At 68.2% G+C, this 17,194-nt stretch carries 17 protein-coding genes; 8 read left to right on the top strand and 9 right to left on the bottom strand.

What is annotated here, in order from left to right; all coding sequences use genetic code 11:
- The first annotated feature begins 4 nt into the window (after positions 1–4).
- Together L324_RS16210 and L324_RS16205 are read left to right on the top strand one after the other, a co-directional pair.
- Positions 5–1,192, top strand: a complete 1,188-nt coding sequence (locus tag L324_RS16210) for an AAA family ATPase (RefSeq protein WP_037308346.1) — start codon at positions 5–7, stop codon at positions 1,190–1,192.
- Positions 1,189–1,929 (top strand): HNH endonuclease, encoded by a 741-nt coding sequence (locus L324_RS16205; RefSeq protein ID WP_037308343.1) that lies wholly within the window; start codon positions 1,189–1,191, stop codon positions 1,927–1,929. Before L324_RS16210 ends, L324_RS16205 begins: the two co-directional genes overlap by 4 nt.
- Here L324_RS16205 and L324_RS16200 read toward each other — a convergent pair.
- Positions 1,905–2,540 (bottom strand): SRPBCC family protein, encoded by a 636-nt coding sequence (locus L324_RS16200; protein WP_037308340.1) that lies wholly within the window; start codon positions 2,538–2,540, stop codon positions 1,905–1,907. The genes L324_RS16205 and L324_RS16200 overlap by 25 nt on opposite strands.
- Before the next feature lie 110 nt (positions 2,541–2,650).
- Entirely contained in the window at positions 2,651–3,310 is a 660-nt protein-coding gene (locus tag L324_RS16195; protein WP_037308337.1) for a hypothetical protein, read from the bottom strand.
- A 180-nt stretch (positions 3,311–3,490) separates the two neighbouring features.
- On the opposite strand from L324_RS16195, the gene L324_RS16190 reads away from it, so the two are divergent.
- Positions 3,491–3,796, top strand: coding sequence for a DUF6204 family protein (locus L324_RS16190; RefSeq protein WP_037308335.1), 306 nt, complete (start codon positions 3,491–3,493; stop codon positions 3,794–3,796).
- Positions 3,797–3,800: 4 nt separating this feature from the next.
- On the opposite strand, the gene L324_RS16185 is transcribed toward L324_RS16190, so the two are convergent.
- Complete coding sequence (locus tag L324_RS16185; RefSeq protein ID WP_037308332.1) at positions 3,801–4,766, bottom strand: neutral zinc metallopeptidase; 966 nt, start codon at positions 4,764–4,766, stop codon at positions 3,801–3,803.
- 160 nt (positions 4,767–4,926) lie between these two features.
- Between L324_RS16185 and L324_RS16180 the strand changes: the two genes are divergently transcribed.
- Together L324_RS16180 and L324_RS16175 are read left to right on the top strand one after the other, a co-directional pair.
- Positions 4,927–5,952 carry a polyprenyl synthetase family protein gene (locus L324_RS16180; protein ID WP_037308329.1) on the top strand — a complete coding sequence of 342 codons (1,026 nt, stop codon included), beginning with the start codon at positions 4,927–4,929 and terminating at the stop codon, positions 5,950–5,952.
- Positions 5,953–5,967: 15 nt separating this feature from the next.
- Positions 5,968–7,365 carry a sunset domain-containing protein gene (locus L324_RS16175; protein ID WP_037308326.1) on the top strand — a complete coding sequence of 466 codons (1,398 nt, stop codon included), beginning with the start codon at positions 5,968–5,970 and terminating at the stop codon, positions 7,363–7,365.
- 79 nt (positions 7,366–7,444) lie between these two features.
- On the opposite strand, the gene L324_RS16170 is transcribed toward L324_RS16175, so the two are convergent.
- From L324_RS16170 to L324_RS16155, 4 genes are all read right to left on the bottom strand, one after another.
- On the bottom strand, positions 7,445–8,512 hold the full coding sequence (locus L324_RS16170; RefSeq protein WP_037308324.1) for a 2-oxoacid:ferredoxin oxidoreductase subunit beta: 1,068 nt from the start codon (positions 8,510–8,512) through the stop codon (positions 7,445–7,447).
- Positions 8,509–10,416 (bottom strand): 2-oxoacid:acceptor oxidoreductase subunit alpha, encoded by a 1,908-nt coding sequence (locus tag L324_RS16165; protein WP_037308321.1) that lies wholly within the window; start codon positions 10,414–10,416, stop codon positions 8,509–8,511. The genes L324_RS16170 and L324_RS16165 overlap by 4 nt, the downstream gene beginning before the upstream one ends.
- Before the next feature lie 292 nt (positions 10,417–10,708).
- Positions 10,709–11,473 (bottom strand): enoyl-CoA hydratase, encoded by a 765-nt coding sequence (locus L324_RS16160; RefSeq protein WP_037308318.1) that lies wholly within the window; start codon positions 11,471–11,473, stop codon positions 10,709–10,711.
- Positions 11,474–11,486: 13 nt separating this feature from the next.
- Positions 11,487–11,933 carry an Lrp/AsnC family transcriptional regulator gene (locus tag L324_RS16155; RefSeq protein ID WP_037308316.1) on the bottom strand — a complete coding sequence of 149 codons (447 nt, stop codon included), beginning with the start codon at positions 11,931–11,933 and terminating at the stop codon, positions 11,487–11,489.
- Positions 11,934–12,007: 74 nt separating this feature from the next.
- Between L324_RS16155 and ddaH the strand changes: the two genes are divergently transcribed.
- From ddaH to L324_RS16140, 3 genes are all read left to right on the top strand, one after another.
- Positions 12,008–12,850 carry a dimethylargininase gene (gene ddaH / locus L324_RS16150; protein WP_173426375.1) on the top strand — a complete coding sequence of 281 codons (843 nt, stop codon included), beginning with the start codon at positions 12,008–12,010 and terminating at the stop codon, positions 12,848–12,850.
- Positions 12,851–12,941: 91 nt separating this feature from the next.
- Entirely contained in the window at positions 12,942–13,598 is a 657-nt protein-coding gene (locus tag L324_RS16145; protein WP_037308312.1) for a polysaccharide deacetylase family protein, read from the top strand.
- Between the two features lie 117 nt (positions 13,599–13,715).
- A complete protein-coding gene (locus L324_RS16140) occupies positions 13,716–14,402 on the top strand; it encodes a glycoside hydrolase family 75 protein (protein WP_037308310.1) in 687 nt (228 codons plus the stop codon).
- Between the two features lie 59 nt (positions 14,403–14,461).
- On the opposite strand, the gene L324_RS16135 is transcribed toward L324_RS16140, so the two are convergent.
- Entirely contained in the window at positions 14,462–15,865 is a 1,404-nt protein-coding gene (locus tag L324_RS16135; RefSeq protein ID WP_037308309.1) for an SdrD B-like domain-containing protein, read from the bottom strand.
- 147 nt (positions 15,866–16,012) lie between these two features.
- The gene (locus tag L324_RS16130) at positions 16,013–17,035 is read right to left on the bottom strand and encodes a putative endonuclease domain-containing protein (protein ID WP_037308307.1); all 1,023 of its coding nucleotides are present in this window, start codon (positions 17,033–17,035) and stop codon (positions 16,013–16,015) included.
- Between the last annotated feature and the right edge of the window lie 159 nt (positions 17,036–17,194).

Genomic DNA, 17,194 nt, shown 5'->3' with positions numbered 1-17,194 from the left:
CTCCATGTACATCGAGCGGGTCCGGCTGGAGAACATCCGCGGCTTCAGTGGTGCCCGCACCGTCGACCTTCGGCTGCCGGGCCCTGGCTGGGTGGTGCTCGCCGGGCGCAACGGCTCCGGCAAGACGTCGCTGCTGCGGGCCATCGCGGTCGCGGCGGCGCCGGACGTGGCCTGGGGGCTGCTGTCGGACGCCGGGAGCTGGATCTCGACGGGGGCGACGAACGGGTCCATCGAGCTGTCGGTGATGCGCGAGGAAGGGCCCGCGCCGGTCGAGGTCCGGTGGCTCGATTCCGGGCTGCTGCCGATCTCCGGTCTCCCGCCGGGACAGCCGTTCTGCGCGGCGTACGGGCCGTTCCGGCGGCTCGCGGGCGGTAGCGGCGAGGCCGAGTCGTGGATGCGCGGCGCCGGGTCGCTGGCGCGGATGGCGAGCCTGTTCCACGAAGACGCCTCGCTCGCCGAGGGCGTCACCTGGCTGATCAACCAGCATCTCCGTGCCCTGGAAGGAAAAGCGGGCGCCCGCGAACTCAAGGACGCGGCGCTCGAGATCCTTGGGGACGGCCTCCTGCCCGGTGGCTACCGGATCCGGGACGTCGATTCGGACGGGCTCTGGGTCGAATACCGGGGCGACAGGTTCCCCTTGCGCGAGATGAGCGACGGCTACCGCACGGTGACCGCGCTCGTCGTCGATCTGCTCAAGCAACTCGACAGCGCGGGCCTCGACCACGAGAGTCCCGGAGTCGTGATCATCGACGAGGTGGACGCGCATCTCCACGTGTCGTGGCAGAAACGCATGGGCTCGTGGTTCAAGGCGCATTTCCCGCGGATCCAGTTCATCGTCACCACGCACAGTCCCTATGTGTGCCAGGCCGCCGATCCCGGCGGGCTCATCCGGCTTTCCGGGCCGGACGAAGAAGTCCCGCCACGCGTGGTCTCCGAGGAGCTGTACGAACGAGTCGTGTTCGGCACGGGCGACGACGCCGTGCTTTCCGATCTCTTCGGCCTCGACACGCCTTATTCGCCGCAGGCGGTAGAACTGCGGGAGCATCTCGCCGAGCTGGAGTTCCAGGTGGCGTCCGGGCGGGCGGACGCGAACGGCGTCCGGGAATGGGAACGTCTGCGGGGCATGCTGAGCAGCTCGCCGCCGAGCCGGGTGGACGAGGTGGCCAGGCGGTTCGAGGCCGACGATCGGTGATCGGGATCCGCCGGATCGCGCTGCCGGGGCGGGTGGTCGCCGATCTCGAAGACCTGACCGCGCGGATCCCGCCCGGTGACAGCAAGGAAGCGCGACGGCTGTGGCGGGTTTCCCGTGCCGTGCGGCGGTCTTTGCGGGCAGGGCTGGACGTGATGGCCGCCGGCCGTGGTTATTGCATGTACTGCGGCGACGGGCTGGGGTCCACTGTGGACCATTTCGAGCCGATCGCGCGGAACCCGGCGCGCGCCTTCGATTGGCTCAACCACCTGCTCGCCTGTGAATACTGCAACAGCCACCACAAACGCGACCTGTTCCCGGTGGACGACGACGGCCACAGCCTGCTGATCGATCCCACCGCCGAAGATCCGCTGGAACACCTGTTCCTCGTGCTGTCGATCGGGACTTACCGCGCGCTCACCGAAAAAGGTGAACAGACGATCAAGGTGTGCGGGCTGAACCGCGCGCAATTGGCGCGGGGCAGGGAAACGGCGGTCAACCAGGTGAGCGCGCTCGTCGTGGGCTGGTGGACGGCCCGCGCGCTCGGGGACGACGTGAAGCGGCGTGCGATGGCCTGGACCCTGCTCGACCAGCCGCACGCCGACGTGCTCCACGCGATGCTCCGGCAGGCGAAGATGCCGGGGGCGCGTGCCGTCTTCCGCTCGGACGACGAACTCATCGACCTGCTTCGCGCCCCCGAACTCGCCGAGGATCTTCAGCTCTCCGGCGGCGCGGTGTAGGCGGCCAGGGTGGCGTCGGCCCGGGTGCGGGCGCTGTCCGCGTCGGTCCCGCCCGCGACATCCGCCTCGTACCAGGCCTCGCTGCTCAGGGTCATGAACAGCTTGCCCTCTTCGCTGACCATCCAGGCCATGGCCGCCTCGGGATCGTTGGCCTCGCCGGATTCCAGGTGCAGCGCGAGCCCGTTCAGCATCATGTCCCAGCCGATACCGACCGCGCCCGGCCCAAACCGGTTCCAGTGCTCGTTGGGTACCGCGGTGTGGTCGAGTTCGAACCGCGTGCGCCCGTCGGGTTCGGGGCTCAGCCGGACCTCGATCCAGCTGACATCGCCGCCGTACTCCCAGGTCGCGGCGAAACTCTTCGGCGGATCGCAGCGTTCGACGACCCCGCCGGCGTTGCCTTCCAGCTGGTACTTGCCGCCGACCCGCAGCTCGCCGGTGACCGGCAGGAACCAGCGTGGGATGCGTTCGGGGTTGGTGCAGGCGTCCCAGAGGTCGTCCAGATCGGTGGCGTAGACCTGGCTCACGGTGACCGTCGACGCCTCGCCCGCTTCGACCACACGGTTGCCCACCTTGCGCTGGACGGAGTTGATCTGGCTGGTCACGTCGACCACGGGAGTCCTCCTCGGCTCGGGTGCCGCCAAGATATCAGCGTAGACTTATATAAGCCACTACAGAAAAGGGCGCCCGGGATAAACCCGGACGCCCCTCTCCCGGCATGTGGTCAGGGTGTGGGGGAGCAGGCCGCGCGACCGACGATCACTTCGCCGGTGATGTTCGAGGCCGGGGCGAACTTGATCCGCAGCATGGTCAGCCCGATGCTGCCGTCGCCCGGCAAGGCCTGCTCGTTGAAGATCGCCTCGGCGAGCAGGGTGCCGTCGGATTTGGTGATCGGCTTGACGTAGCCGACCGGGACCGGCGACGGCAGTGTGCCGAGTCCGGTGGCGCCGCCGTACGACCAGGTCGCGTTCGTGTTGTTCTGCGTCGCCGTGCAGCTGACCGAGTAGCTCCGGATCTTGATCCGCGGCCCGCTCGACGAGACCAGTGCCGACAGCTCGAAGTTCTGGCCCTTGGCCTCCGACTTCGTGGTGGTGACGTCGTTTTCCGGGTCGACCACGGTGGTCGTGCAGGTCGAGGTGCCGCCACCGAACGTGATCCCGGTCCTGGTCACGACCCCGGACGAGTTGGTCGTCGGTCCCTCGACCGCGCAGCCGGCGAGCGACGAGATCGAGATCGGCGTCGAGGTGCCCTTGGTGAAGGCGGCGGAGCCGAGCGAGGCCGCTCCCGCCGGGTTCGCCGCGGCCGCCGGTGCCACACCGGCGCCGAGACCCGCCAGCAACAGCGCGCCGACCAGGCCGGCCCGACTTGCGATGGTGATGCGCATTGCACGTCCTCCTCACGTGATGGAGAGCGAGCCGGATCGGCCGTTCTTCCTTTGTCATCACTATCTGCGTGTCGGATTCGCCCGTTGCGCGCGTGACGGTCGTTTCACTCGGACGTGGATCATGGGCACCCGTTGGATATTCAGGTTCGTATCCGGATACAGATCTGTATATTCGAACGCATGCCGACCTACCGCGTCCTCGTCAACGGCAAGTTCGACCACCCCGACGCCGAGACCCGCGCCCGGCTGCTCGCCGAGCTTGGCGACCATCAGGCGATCGGGTTCACCGAGGACGGCCTGCTCACCTACAGCGCGCATCTCGGCGCGTTCACCTACCGCGTCACCTTGCGCGGCGAGGAAGAGCGCGAGGTGCTCGACGAGGCCGAACTGAAGGTCATGGAGCTGCTGGACGCGAAGGGTTATCCGTACCGCGACGTCGCGGGGAAGGCGACCTGCATGGACGACATCAAGATCCGCCGCCGCTAGTCGTTCAGGAAACCTCGGCGGCCGGGGCCGCGAAGGTGTTGCACGCCGAGGTGTCCTTGGCCTTCAGGCCGCGTTTCTGCCACAGCGCGGCGTTCTTCGCCGAGCCGTGGGTCTTGCTGTCCGGGACCTGGAAATCAGCCTGCCCGACCGGCTTGATCAGTCCGGCGCTGATCGAGCCGCTGCCCGCGGCGTTGGCCAGGAACAGGCTGCTGAAGCAGTCGGCCTGCAGTTCCAGCCGCCTGCTCAGGTCGAGGATCTTCGACTGGTCGCCATCGGCCTCGCGGTAGAGCATGTCGTGTTTCCGGAGGATGCCCGACTGCTCCTGGACGTGATGTCCGTACTCGTGGGCGAGCAGGAACAGCTGGTTCAGGAGATCGGGGCCGCCGTCGGCGAGCTGCCTCGGCAACGGGACGAAGATCGTCTTGTCGTCCGAGCAGTAGAAGCCCATGGCCTCCGAGGCGGGCGGAGGTGGGCCGCAGGCGGTGTTCGAGACGTCGTGGAGGTTCACCGCCACCGGGATCCGCGGTTCGCCGACCTGGGTCAGGACCGGATGCCACGCCCGCTCCAGGCAAGGGATCAGTGCCAGGTAGAACGCGTCCAGCTGCTCCTGCGTGCCGCGGAGCCTGGGCAGTTCGCAGGTCACCTTCGGCATCGCCACCCCGGGAGCGACGAGGGGATTGGCCGCCGTCTCGAGTTTGCGGACCGGCACCTCCTGCCTCGTGGCGGGCGGAGCGGAGGACGCGGACGACGTGGCCGCCGAGGTCGGCGGGACGGTCTGCTGACGGGTCTGGACGGCGCCCGCCTTCGAATCCTTCACGCCGCCCACCACCAGCACGGCCACGACCAGCATCACCGCCATGAAGACGGCGAAGAGGACGACGGTGATCCACACCGTCGAACGCTGCTCCCGGTGGTCTTCGGCGGGAGGTGCCCACGGCGGTCTTTCGCCGGAATCGTCCGGTGCGGTCATCTACTTCCCCCAGTTCGAGCCAAGGTCGGCAGGATACTCGGCGGGGGTGTCATATTCGTCACCGTTTCCCCTGGACAGCACGTCAACAGGCCCGAGCGGGTAGCCACTACGCTGGAAGCAATCCCGAACCGGTGTCAAAGAGAGCGGAGCCGACGTGTCTGTGTCTTCACCTGCCCCAGGTGGTGCCATCGAGGACCTGCGCGCGTCCGTGGGGCTCCAGATCGCCGACGAACAGCTTCTGCGCACCCTGGCGACCGGGCTCGCCGACGTCGAGACCCTCCTCCGCGAGGTCGTCCGCAGTGACGTCAAGGCCGTCGAGGACGCCGCTTCGCACCTGGTCGAGGCGGGTGGCAAACGTTTCCGCCCGCTGTTCACGCTGCTGGCCTCGCAGTTCGGGCCGAAGCAGGGCGACCAGGTCGTCATCGCCGCGGCGGCGGTCGAGCTGGTGCACCTCGCGACGCTGTACCACGACGACGTGATGGACGAGGCGACCATGCGGCGCGGCGCGGAGAGCGTCAACGCCCGCTGGGACAACACCATCGCGATCCTGACCGGCGACTTCCTGTTCGCGCACGCCTCGCGGCTGGTCGCGGACCTCGGCACGGACGCCGCCCGGATCATCGCCGAGACCTTCGGCGAACTGGTCACCGGCCAGATGCGCGAGACGGTCGGCCCGGCCGAGGGCGACGACGCGGTCGAGCACTACCTCACGGTCATCGCGCAGAAGACCGGTTCGCTGATCGCCACCTCCGGCCGCTTCGGCGGGATGATGTCCGGCGCCGCCGACGAGCACATCGACGCGCTTCGCCGCTTCGGCGACATCATCGGGACGGCGTTCCAGATCTCCGACGACGTCATCGACATCGCGTCGCCCTCGGACGAGCTGGGCAAGGCGCAGGGCACGGACCTGCGCGAAGGCGTCAGCACGCTGCCGATGCTGTACGCGCTGGCCGACCCGGCGACCGACCCGCGCCTGGTCGAGCTGCTCTCGGGCCCGATCTCCGACGACAAGCTCGTCGCCGAGGCCCTGGACCTGCTGCGGGCCTCGTCCGGACTCGAACGCGCACGCGAAACCCTTTCCGACTACGCTCGGCGGGCGCGTGCCGAGCTCGCGGCGCTGCCCGCGTCGCCCGCCCGGGACGCCTGCGAATCGGTCGCCGACTACCTCGTCGCGCGAACGCATTAACAAGGGGCAAGATAGATGTCCATTTTCGGACAGGTTTGGCTGTGGAGTCTGCTGGCGTTCGTCGTCGGGGCGCTGCTCACCTGGCTGGTACTGGTGCTTCCGGCGCGCAAGCGCATCCGTGAGCTGGAAAGCTCGCTGGCCACCGCGCACGCCGAGACGTCGCGGCTGCCCGCCGGGGTGTCCCTCGGCGCGGGGGCCGCGGCCGCCGCGGGCGGGACCGCGTACTTCACGAAGCCGTCGGACGACGAGCTGGACGAGGAGTTCGCGGCCGCCGAGGAGCCGAAGCCCGCTTACCCCGAGACGCTCACCGAGCACGAGCCCGCGCAGCGCTGGTCCGAACCGGCCGAGGAGCAGGCTCCGGAGCCCGCCCAGGAGGTCCGGGAGGACTTCGCCGAGGAGACGGCGCCCGAACCCGAGCCGGTGCACACCCCGCTCGCGACGCGGACCTTCGAGCCCGAAGAGGACTACGAGGCCGAGTACCGCACCACGTCCGACGTGGAGCCGGAGCCCGAACAGCCCGCGGCCTCGCAGACGCAGTACATCCCGTCGGACCGGCTCGACCCCGAGCCCGAGGCGGAGCCCGCCGAGCGGACCCAGTACATCCCGGCGACCCAGCCGGAGCCCGAGCCGGAGCCGGTGAACCCGTACGCCGCAGCGGCGACCGAGTATCTGCAGCCGGCGTCGCAGCTGGACGTCGAGCCGGAGCCCCGGCCCGAGCCGGAACCCGAGCCTCAGCCGATGCTGCCGGGCGAGGGGCCGTACCGGTCCCGGCTGGAGATCCAGCTGGACCCCGAGGGCGCGGAGACGCAGCCTGAGCCGGTCTCGCTGTTCAGCCCCGCTTCGCGCGTGGAGACGGAGCAGCCGCCCGTCGAGACCAACTGGTTCGAGCGGGAAGAGGAGCTGCAGGATCCGCCCGCGTACGCGTTCGGTTCCGACGAAGAGGCGCAGGCCGGTCTCCTCGACTCGGAGCCCGAGACGCCCGCCGAAGCCACCCAGGTGCTGCCCAAGCGCACGCCGCGAGGCACGGTCCGCGGCGGTTTCGAGCCGCCCCAGCCGATCCAGCCGTCGATGCGGGCGATCGAACGCCGTGAGCCGGATCTGTCCGGCGGGCAGAGCGGCTCGCTGTTCGAGCCCGCCGTCCAGCCGGGTGACGCGATGCCCGCGCCGGAGCCCCCGCCCGCGCGGCAGGTCGCGCCGGTGGCGGAGTCCGTCCCGCCGGGCCCGTTCGGCCCCGGTTCGGCGATGCCGCGTCCGGGCGGCGGACGTCCCGCCGACGACTTCGCGGTCAAGGCCAGCGTGACGGCGCTGCGGTACTGCACCGAAGACTCGCCGCAGTTCCCGAAGATGGTCGCCGAGGTGTGGTTCCGTTCCGCCACCGACGCGGAGCGGGTCGGCTTCCGCCCGCTCGCCTGACAAACGCCATGAAAGGTCCTTTCCTTGCAAATTTCGCAAGGAAAGGACCTTTCATGGCGTTCGGGGCCGGAACCGCCGGCTAGCTGACGACGGTCCAGGTGTCCTTGCCACGCAGCAGCCCCTGCAGATCGGGCTTGCGCGCCGCGCGGGCCTCCTCGACCTGGGCACGCGCCTGGTCGTCGTAGGTGGGCCGCTCGACCTGCCGCAGGATGCCGGTCGGCACGTGGTTCAGGTTCTGGTCGCCGATCCGCGACAGCGCGAACGCGTACGCGGTGTCCTCGATCGTGGGATCGTGCACGACGAGGTTCTCCTCGCCGATGTTCGCGACCTTCCCGACCTCGAGTCCGCCCCAGCCGCCACGCGTGACGCCGTATTCGCCCTGCGGCCCGAACCTGATCGGCTCGCCGCCGCGCAGCGGGATGAGCCGGGAGGCGGCCTCGTCCTTGTCCTTGAGGACGTCGAACGCGCCGTCGTTGAAGATCGGGCAGTTCTGGTAGATCTCCACCAGCGCCGACCCGCGGTGCTTCGCGGCGGCCTCCAGCACCTCGGTCAGGCCCTTGCGGTCCGAGTCGAGCGCGCGGCCCACGAACGACGCCTCGGCGCCGATCGCCAGCGAGAGCGGGTTGAACGGGGTGTCGACCGAGCCCATCGGGGTGGACTTGGTGACCATGCCCTGCCCGGACGTCGGCGAGTACTGGCCCTTGGTGAGGCCGTAGATCCGGTTGTTGAACAGCAAGATCTTGATGTTCACGTTGCGGCGCAACGCGTGGATCAGGTGGTTGCCGCCGATGGACAGCGCGTCGCCGTCACCGGTGACGACCCACACCGACAGATCCGGCCGGGCGGTCGCGAGCCCGGTCGCGATCGACGGCGCGCGGCCGTGGATCGAGTGCATGCCGTAGGTGTTCAGGTAGTACGGGAACCGGGACGAGCATCCGATGCCCGAGACGAACACGATGTTCTCGCGTTTGAGGCCGAGTGTCGGCAGGAACGACTGCACGGCGTTGAGCACGACGTAGTCGCCGCAGCCGGGACACCAGCGGACCTCCTGGTCCGACTTGTAGTCCTTGGCCTTCTGCGGCTCGGTCTCGGTCGGCACGAGGTCCAAACCGCCGAGGGTGGGAATCCCCAGATCAATCGCGGTCACTTCGCCGCCTCCGTACTGGTGATGATCTCCGTGAACACGCCTTGCAGCTCCTCGGCCTTGAACGGCAGCCCCGCGACCTTCGTGTACGACTTCACGTCCACGAGGTACTTCGCCCTCAAGAGCATCGACAACTGGCCGAGGTTCATTTCGGGGACGACCACGGTGTCGTACGAACGGAGTACGTCGCCGAGGTTGCCCGGGAACGGGTTGAGGTGCCGCAGATGCGCCTGCGCGATCGGCATGCCCTCCTTGCGGACCCGGCGGCACGCGGCGCCGATCGGCCCGTAGGAGGAGCCCCAGCCGAGCGCGAGCACCCGTGCCTTGCCGCCGCTCGGGTCGTCGACGACGAGGTCCGGCACGTCGATGCCGTCGATCTTGGCCTGGCGCAGCCGGACCATCTTGTCGTGGTTGTCCGGGTCGTAGGAGATGTGGCCGGTCTTGTCGGCCTTTTCGAGCCCGCCGATGCGGTGCTGCAGCCCGGCCGTACCCGGCACCGCCCACGCGCGGGCGAGGGTCTCGGGATCGCGTACATACGGCCAGAATTCCCCGGAACCGTCCTCCGCATTCGGCTCGGTGGCGAATTCCACCCGCAGGTCCGGCAGGTTCTCGACGTCCGGGATCAGCCACGGCTCCGAGCCGTTCGCGATCGCGCCGTCCGACAGCAGGAACACCGGCGTGCGGTACTTCAGCGCGATCCGGGTGGCCTCCAGGGCCGCGTCGAAGCAGTCCGCGGGGGACAGCGGCGCGACGATCGGGACCGGCGATTCCCCGTTGCGGCCGAACATCGCCTGCAGCAGGTCGGCCTGCTCGGTCTTGGTCGGCAGCCCGGTGGACGGGCCGCCACGCTGGACGTCGATCACGACCAGCGGCAGTTCCGTCATCACGGCGAGACCGATGGCCTCGGACTTCAGCGCGACACCGGGACCGGAGGTCGAGGTGACGCCCAGCGCTCCGCCGTAGGAGGCGCCGAGCGCGGCGCCGATGCCGGCGATCTCGTCCTCGGCCTGGAAGGTGAGGATGCCGTAGTTCTTGTGCTTGGACAGCTCGTGGAGGATGTCCGACGCCGGGGTGATCGGGTAGGTGCCGAGCAGGATCTGCAGCCCGGACTGCTGTCCGGCGGCGACCAGCCCGTAGGCCAGCGCGGTGTTCCCGGTGATCTGGCGGTACGTGCCCTGGTTCAGCTTCGCGGGCGCGACCTCGTACGTCGTCGCGAAGGACTCCGTGGTCTCGCCGTAGTTCCAGCCCGCGCGGAAGGCCAGGATGTTGGCCTCGGCGATGTCGGACTTCTTCGCGAACTTCTCGCGCAGGAAGCGTTCGGTGCCCTCGGTCGGCCGGTGGTACATCCAGGAGAGCAGCCCGAGCGCGAACATGTTCTTCGCGCGTTCGGCGTCCTTTTTGGACAGTCCGGTCTCTTCGAGCGCGCCTCTGGTCAACGTCGACATCGCGACCCGGTGGACTTGATAGGCCGAAAGGGTGTCGTCGTCGAGAGGGTCGTTCTCGAAGCCGACCTTGACCAGGTTCCGCTTCGTGAACTCGTCGGTGTTGAGGATGATCGTCCCACCTGACGGGACGTCGGCGAGGTTCGCCTTGAGCGCGGCGGGGTTCATCGCGACCAGGACGTCCGGCCGGTCGCCCGGCGTCAGGATGTCGTAGTCGGCGAAGTGCACCTGGAAGCTCGAGACGCCGGGAATGGTGCCCTGTGGCGCGCGGATCTCCGCGGGGAAGTTCGGCATGGTGGACAGGTCGTTGCCGAAGGCGGCCGCCTCCGAGGTGAACCTGTCACCCGTCAGCTGCATGCCGTCACCGGAGTCACCGGCGAACCGGATGACCACCCGGTCCAGCTTGGCGACCTCGGTGGGCCTGACGGCCGACAAGGAGCCGTTGCCGTTCGCACTCGTGCTCATAGGTCAGGGATTCCCTCTCTCCCGACGTGCGGTCGTCCCCGGCCAAGCCGGAGATCGGCGTGCCTCGCCCGGCGATGTCGGCCAGGTCACAGGTGTCATATCCCGAGGTTAGCCCTCGGCACACTTCCCAGGTTGCCGTAAAGAACGGCCTGGACCTACTCCTCGAGTGTCCTGAGCTCGTCGCTGAGCGGGGATTATCCGGTTTATGTGTTACCGATGGTAACGGTTAACAATGCGGCCCGATTGTGAGCCGTATCTCCTTCCAGCGTAGTGAAGTCCGATCGAGAAGCGATCAGCGGTTGGACAAGCGCTTGGACAGCGAAGCCCGCAACCCGGCCAGTCGTTCGGTGAACGCCGGCGCGGTGAGCGACGCCAGCTGCGGCGCGATCTCGGCGTCGACGGCGGCCGAATGGTCGGTCAGGCCGGCGGTGTGCCGAAGCGTGCGCTTCGTCGCGAGTAGCACGTCGCGCGGGGCGTCGACGGCGGGTTTCGCCAGCTCACGAGCGGCGTCGACCAGATCCCCTTCGACGAGCCGGAGCGCTAGCCCGGCTTCGACAGCGGCTTCGGCACCGACGACCTCGCCGAAGAGGGTCATCGCGGCGGCCTTCTGCGGGCCGACGAGCCGCTGGATCATCCACGTCATCCCGCCGCCGGGATGGATGCCCAAGTCGAGAAATCTGGCCACGAATTTCGCCTTCGGTCCCACGATGCGGACGTCCGCGGCGAGCGCGAGGTTCAGTCCGGCGCCCACCGCGGCGCCGCCGACCGCCGCGATCGTCGGCAGGGAACAGCGGGCGACGGAGAGGAAGCCGTCGTAGATCGCGCGGAGCCCGTCCTCCCGCGCGCCGGCGAGGGTGTCGAGGTCCGCGCCCGCGCAAAAGGCCGGTGGCGCACCGGTGATGACCACCGCGTGGACGCTCTCGTCGGCTTCGGCCCGCCCGACGGCGTCGGCCAGTTGCGCGGAGAGGTCGAGGGTCAGGGCGTTGCGGGTCGCGGGCGCGTCGATGGTGAGCACGGCGACGCCGCCGTCATGGCTGGAGCGGATTTGATCGGTCACGGGGTCGAGGGTTTCACGCCTCGGGGGTCGGCGGGCGTTCCAGCAACCGGGAAAGGACGACGGTGGAGACCGTCCGGTCGACGATCTCCAGTCCGCGCAGCCGTTCCAGCGCGGTCTCCAGATGGTGGATGTCCGAGGCGCGCAGGTGGACGATCGCGTCGGCAGCGCCGGACACGGTGTAGGCGGCGACGACCTCGGGCAGCGGCTCCAGCCGGGCGCGGATGCGGGCCGGGGTGATGTTGCCGTTGCAGGTGACCTCGACGAACGCCTCGGTTCCCCAGCCCAGCGCCTCGGGGTCGACGACGGCGGTGAAGCCGCGCAGGACGCCCGTTTCGAGCAGTCTGTCCACCCGCCGCTTCACCGCGGGCGCGGAAAGACCGACGACTTTCCCGATGTCGGCGTAGCTGGACCTCGCGTTGGCCATCAGACATGAAACGATTCGCTGGTCGATGGTGTTCACACGCAATGTTTAGCAGGTATACGCGCAGCGAACAGCGATTGATTGCGGAATTAGGTGAGCCTTACCCTTCGTGTATGCCGGTACTAGAGCAGCCCCGTGTGCCCACGACGCGCCGCTACCTCATGTGCCCGCCGCGGTACTTCGCGGTGGATTACGTCATCAACCCGTGGATGGACCCCACCGTCCCGGTCAGCGCGGACACCGCGATGGCGCAGTGGTCCGAACTCCGTGACACGTACCGCCGCCTCGGCCACACGGTCGAGGAGATCGACGCCCAGCCCGGCCTGCCCGACATGGTGTTCGCCGCGAACTCCGGCACCGTCGTCGACGGCCGCGTCCTCGGCTCCCGGTTCCGCGCCCCGCAGCGCGCCGCCGAGGCCGAGCACTTCCGCCGCTGGTTCGTCGAGCACGGCTACCGCGACATCACCATGCCGGAGAAGATCAACGAGGCCGAAGGCGACTTCGCCTGGACCGGCAAGGTCCTGCTCGCCGGCACCGGCTTCCGGACCGACCCGGCCGCGCACGCCGAAGCGCAGGAGGTCCTCGGCGTCCCGGTCGTCTCGCTGCGGCTGATCGACCCGAGCTACTACCACCTCGACACCGCGCTGTTCGTGCTCGCCGAGGCCACCGACACCACCTCCGCCCAGATCGCCTACTACCCGGAGGCGTTCTCCGCCGGGTCGCGGAAGGTGCTGGCGCGGATGTTCCCGGACGCGGTAATCGCGGACCGCGCCGACGCCGAATGCTTTGGGCTGAACGGGGTCTCCGACGGCCGCAACGTCGTCCTGCCGGTCGAAGCGACCGGCTTGGCCGCCCGGCTGACCGAACGCGGCTACGAACCCGTCTTCGTGGACATCTCCGAGCTCAGGAAGGCGGGCGGCGGCCCGAAGTGCTGCACCCTGGAGATCCGCAAGTAACCCGTTCGTGGACACTTCGCTGGATGATGTAACTACTCCATTCGCCAACACGATTAATCGGGAAACACACTCGGTCCCGAATGAGGCGCGGATGGTGATCCTGGCGATTGGCGGCGTGGGCAAGCCCGTGCGCACGCTCGGTCCAGGCGAAGACGACACATGGGTGACGGTCGAGCAGTTCGAGCGGGTACTCGACACGGTGGCCGGACGGGAAGACGTCGGGCTCACCTTCGACGACGGAAACTCCTCCGACGTCGAGATCGCGTTGCCGCGGCTGGTCGAACGCGAGCTCACGGCGGAGTTCTTCCCGCTGGCGGGCCGCATCGGCCAGCGGGGCTTCGTCGACGCGGACGGCCTCCGCGAGCTGGCCGACGCCGGGATGTCGATCGGCTCGCACGGCTGGGAGCACCGTGACTGGCGGCGGCTCGACGGCAGGCACGCGCGACGCGAACTCGAAACGGCGCCGAAGCTGCTCGCCGATCTGAGCGGGGCGCCGGTGCGGTCGTACGCGCCGCCGTTCGGTGCCTACGACCGGCGGGTGCTCAGCAGGCTCCGGCATTCCGGTGCGACGAGGATCTACACGACCGAAGGCGGTACGGCGTCGCGCGACGGCCTGCTGCGGCCGCGGATCAAGGTCCGGCACGATGTTGACCAGCAGTGGATCGACGGCGTGCTCGGTGACCGGGAAAGCCTGTACCGCCGAGCGGGAAGGTTCGTGACGCGGGTCGCCAAGCTTGCCCACTTTTGACTGGTTTTCGTTGCGTAGTGGGAAAACAACACCCTGACAGCCCTTGAGTCCGCTCCTGCGCGACGGCATCCTGAGCACCCTCGATAAAGAAGCTTTATTAACTAAGGGGTACTCGCGATGCGGAAACTGCTCCTGTTCTCGGCGATGGTGATGGCCGCGGGACTGGCCCCGGCGGCGGTGGCCGCGGCCGCGCCGGCCTCCGCGGGCGACGTCGCCATCCAGGCGGGCCCGACCGCGCAGCAGCTGCTGGCGAAGACCGCGAGCTGCAAGCAGGTCTCGAACGGCAAGTACAAGACCGACGACGAAACCGGCCGGACCATCGCGGTCTGCGACGCGGGAAGCGCCGTGTTCTGGAAGGCCGACATGGACATCGACTGCGACGGGCAGCCGACGGCGCGGTGCAACAAGAACACCGACCCGTGGTTCCAGCCCGACACCGCGTACCCGCGATCCGACGGCAAGGCCCTGATCGCCGACCAGACGCCCTACATCGTCGTGCCGAGTATCAGCAGCACGTGGAACTTCGAGAAGGCCGGGCTCAAGGGCGCCGGCTCGTGCGCGGTGATCTACAACAACAAGGTGCTGTACACCGTCATCGGTGACACCGGCCCGAAGGACATCATCGGCGAAGCGTCCTACGCGACCGCGAAGGCGCTGGGCATCAACCCGGACCCGGCGAACGGCGGCGTCGACTCGGGGGTCACCTACATCTGCTTCAAGAACTCGAAGGTGTCGCCCATCGAGAACCACGACAAGGCGACGTCCGTGGGGGAGGGCCTGGCGACGAAGTTCGTCCAGGGCTGACGAAAGTCTCGTGAGTGGTAACGGCCCCGGAGGGAAATCGCCACTCCGGGGCCGTTTGTTCAGCGGGGCGCCACTTGGTGGGACCAATCGCCAAGACGATAGGGCGGAGCGATGACGTAGGTTTCCGTGTCGCCGATGCTCTTCCACGCCCCTGCCACACGTAGACGGTAGGTGCCGACACCAACCTGGGGGAAGGTCGCGAAGCCGTTGGTATCGGTCCGGGCCAGCGACACCAGCCTGTTGTCCTTCGTGACGAGAGCGACCGTCAAGTTCGGGACCCCTTCTCCGGTGTCCACCCGAGCGTTGCCGTTCTTGTCCGTCCAGACCTGCCCGCGGTCGTCCACGCGCTTGCCGGGCACCTTGCTCGCGGTCTCCGCAACAGGGCCGGAGGTGTCGTTCCCCGCTGCGATGTAGCAGGTGAGATGGGCTTGGCCGGTATAGCTCGACTTGTCCGTGACCTTGCCCGACGCTGTGAGTTCGACCCGTTGGCCCGGAGTGAGCACTCCTGCCTGCTTCGCGGGATCAAAGTCGCCCCACTGTCCCGGTGGCATCACGAGATGGGTGCCCGCGCCGACGGGATCGCAGCCGACCCAAAGGTTCGTGAGCCGACGGTCGCTAACGTTGGTGATGGTGACCGTCCCGGTGGCGGTCTCGCCGACGGCGTAGCTCGCCTTATCGAGGCGTGCGCTCGCCTGAAGCGAGTCGGTCAACGGCCGCCCGGCACGGATTTCGAGCGCGGTGTGCTGCCCTGTTCCGTCGACCCGCAGAGGCCCGAAACTCGGGTTCACCCAGCCACTGGGGAAGCTCTCGAAGTACACGGAGTAGTAGCGGTCGACGGGGACCCCGTCGAAGGTGAACCGGCCGGTGTCATCGGTGGTCGTGACCCGCTCGGTCACTCCAGGCCCCCCGCTGCGCAGCCGGATCTCTACCCCGGCCAGGTCTTCGCCGTGGGAAGGACGTCCGTCGTGATCGGCGTCGCCGTAGAGATGCCCCGCGACGCGGTCGGTGGTACCCGCGGGGACCAGACCCGCTGTGACCTCGGGAGCGTTGTCCGACTCGTCGGCATCGGCTGTGCCGATCACCCGGACACGGAACACGGGATCGCCTTGGTCGAGCGTGCCGACCGTCCCGTGTACCCGGTAGGTCCGGGTTTCTCCTGGAGCGAAAGAGGCCCCGGCTCCCCGGTCGTAAAGGTCACCCCAGGCGTTCGGCCAAATGGAGAAGTAGGGTCCGGCGTACATCCAGACCTGGCCCTTGACTCCCTCGGCCTTGACGTCACCGACGTTGGTGATGGTCACGTCGATGGGAATCTGGTCATTCGGCAGCCAGTGCCCGCCCTGAACCGTCGCCGTCACTCGCAGATCGGGTCCTGTCTCAGCGCTCGCGGGCATCGCGGTCGCCAGTCCGGCCAGCGTGAAGGCCGCCGTCAGGGCGCCGAGTGCGCGAACCGATGTTCTTCGCATTGATTTCCCCAGTCTCTCCGAAGCGCACCCGTCTTCACGGACGCCCCCAGGCGTTCATCGTCGAGGAAAGTCAACTTAGAGTCTGAACCGGTCGGCTGGCTAGAAGCGAGCGTGGGTCGTGAGTGGTAAGTGACGTTAGAACGTCACTTACCACTCACGACCCACTCGGTCCCGCCGCCCGCACTTCGTACAAGTCACTTCTCGTGCACCGGTGGGATCCCAACCCTCCCGGATCAGGATCGTGCGGACCTCGGCGGCCACCGCGCACGGCGAGTCCTGGACGTCTTGCCAGCCGTAGACGAGTCTTGCCCGTCCGGCCAGTTCGGCGGCGTTGTCGCGACGGCGGTCCCGGAAGGCGACGCCGGGCGTGGAGTGCGTGGCCCGGCCATCGAGCCTGACGGTCACCGCGGCCCCATGAGGATCGTAAGTGACGTCCTCCCAGAGCGTTTTGCCGTCCACCTCGACAGGAGTTTGCCGATTCCCCCGTGGTAATCCGTGGTCGTCCTCGACTTTCTCCTGGTACGCCACTTCGAGTGCCGACATGAGCCCGCCGCCGACGAGTGCGATGCCGTACCGGATGGCGGGCCGATAGCGGAACGGTGGCCGGGCGAGTACGCACGCCTGCATGGCGGTCACCGAAATCCTGGTCCGGCCGAGCAGGTCGACAATGGTGTTCGTCGCCCGCTGTGGTGTTCGCTGCGCGGTGGCCAGATCGAGGATCGTGTCCATGACCCTGGTCCGTGGAGGGTTCGTTCCGGCGGCGATGTGCGGCAACGCGCGGGATCGATGCACTATGACCAGGGGAGCCTGCGAGACCGCGGAGAAGGTGTACGGAACCGTGATTTCGACAGGTCCTTCGATCACCGGGAGGATTTTCCATTCCTCGGCGGCCGTCCGATGACTCAAGATCGCGTAGCCGTCGCCATAGAGCAACGCGGCACGGATCTTGGCCGGGCGGGACAACTCGCCGGTGAACGTCGAGTAAACGCGGGGGAGGACCCGTCGCCAGCGTCCGCTGTCGAGATTCGCCCTGATGTCCGACATGGTGTGGCCGTAGGCGCGTAATTGCCGCCTCGAGACGATTCCATGCTGCTCGCCCAGGAGGACCGGCCAGCTGGGGCGTTGTTCGGCCGGGATCGACTCCTCCGACCAGCGTTTGTGAGTGGGCACCCTTCGACGATCACCGCCGAGCCGGGCATTTGGAGAGCGCCGAGCGGATCTGTGGATAAGCAGGGTGCGAGGTGGGGTGGCTGTGGATAAGTGGGTCGCGTGGGTCGTGAGTGGTAAGTGTCGTTCTAACGACACTTACCACTCACGACCCACGCGACC

Source organism: Amycolatopsis orientalis DSM 40040 = KCTC 9412, assembly GCF_000478275.1.
Taxonomy (GTDB): Bacteria; Actinomycetota; Actinomycetes; order Mycobacteriales; family Pseudonocardiaceae; genus Amycolatopsis; species Amycolatopsis orientalis.
This window is presented reverse-complemented; position numbering and strand designations above follow the sequence as displayed.